The sequence below is a fragment of the Amycolatopsis samaneae genome (assembly GCF_039541975.1).
Classification (GTDB): Bacteria; Actinomycetota; Actinomycetes; order Mycobacteriales; family Pseudonocardiaceae; genus Amycolatopsis; species Amycolatopsis samaneae.
This window is the reverse complement of sequence record NZ_BAABHG010000044.1, coordinates 1-1608: the sequence shown is the minus strand read 5'-3', so window position 1 is coordinate 1608 and position 1608 is coordinate 1. Positions and strand designations below refer to the sequence as shown.

The following is a 1608-nucleotide window of genomic DNA, read 5'->3' as shown; positions in this document are numbered from 1 at the left end:
GGCTTCATCTCTGCTTCATTTGTGAAGCGGAGATGAGACTGGGTCGTCCGCGCAGTGCCGCGGACACACCGAGGCAGGTCCGCACCGGCACGATGGTGCCCTCGCCACTGACGCTCAGGGCATTGGGGGCGGTAATGGCCGACGAAGACACCCCACCCCGCCGCTGCGGGGTGGGCGGCGTTGACCCGCTGCTGCGCAGCGGGCAGGGGCGGTAGCCACCGGTGTCGTGGTCCATGCGTCAGTGCCGGTGAGCGGCGTCGGCGACCGCCCGGCGGTGCACAGGGTGTCGATGAGCCCGTGCGCCTGGGCGGCCCCCAATGTGCCGCGCAGGTCCGAGACGTCGACGACTCGGACGTCCGCCAGCGGTGCTACCCCGCCACGGCGTGATCACCGCCCCCTCACCATCGGTCTTCGGCGCAGGTGACAGACTTGACGATCAAAGCCCATGAGGAGGAAGGCGCCGCCATCATGTCCGACGAACACGCGGTCCAGCCGGTGCCACCCACCGTAATGATGGCGCAACTGTTGGACGGGTTCCTGCTGTCCCAGGCGTTGTTCGTCCTCGCCGACGCGGGTGTCGCGACGATTCTGGACCAAGAGGGACCCCAGACGATCGCGACCTTGGCGGAGCGCACCGGATCCGATGTCGATGTGCTCGCCCGTCTGATTCGTTCCGTCACGCCGTATGGCGTATTCCGGACCGAAGGGGGCAAGGTGGCGGTCACCGAGCTCGGCGCAACTCTCTCCGAGAGTCATCCGCGGTCGATGCACGGCATCGCGGTGGGCGGGATGCACCTGCATTATCGGGCCGTCGGCGAGCTCCGGCACACCTTGCGGACCGGGCAGTCCGCTGCGTCGAAGTACTTCGGCAAGCCATACTTCGATCATGTCGCCACCGACCCATCCTTGGCTGCGCTGTTCGGACGAGCGATGGCTGTCTTCGCCAGGACCCTGCGCGCAGGGACCTTCGACGACTACCAGCTTCCGTCTGGTGAGCTGATCGTCGACCTCGGGGGTGGCGACGGCACCGTCCTCACCGAACTACTGCGCTCCGACGATCGGCCCGACCGGCGGGGAATCGTCTTCGACCTCCCCGGCCGCGTCGAGTCCGCCCATGCGGTGCTCACCGCCGCTCGACTGACCGAACGCGTCGAGGTGGTCGCCGGGGACTTCTTCACCGAGGTCCCGCAGGCGGACATCTACCTGCTGAGCTGGATCCTCCACGACTGGAACGACGAGAAAGCCCTTGAGATCTTGCGGTCGGTCTGGGCTGCGGCTGCGGCGGGGGCTCGGCTGATCGTCGTCGAGCAGGTCGTGCCCACCGGTGACGAGCCGCATCCGTCCAAGCATATGGACCTGGTCATGGTGAGCCTGCTCGGCGGGAGGGAGCGCACCGAGAGTGAGTACCGGGCGTTGCTCGGCGATGCGGGCTTCGTCGTCGAACAGGTCGTCTCCACGCCGAGCCCCTTCGTGATTCTCGAGGCGCTCAAGCCGTGACGCTCGGCCGAGTGCGCGGCGCTGGTGGTATCCCCGATGGGCTGAACGACCGTTGACATGGCCGGTGCCGGACGAGGAAGTGCCATGGATTTGAGACTAATCATGGGTGAC

The 1608-nt window shown here is 67.1% G+C and carries 1 protein-coding gene; it reads left to right on the top strand.

Annotated features, from left to right (window positions below):
- Positions 1-429: 429 nt before the first annotated feature.
- Entirely contained in the window at positions 430-1497 is a 1068-nt protein-coding gene (locus tag ABD987_RS44475) for a methyltransferase (RefSeq protein ID WP_345409087.1), read from the top strand.
- The last annotated feature ends 111 nt before the right edge of the window (positions 1498-1608 follow it).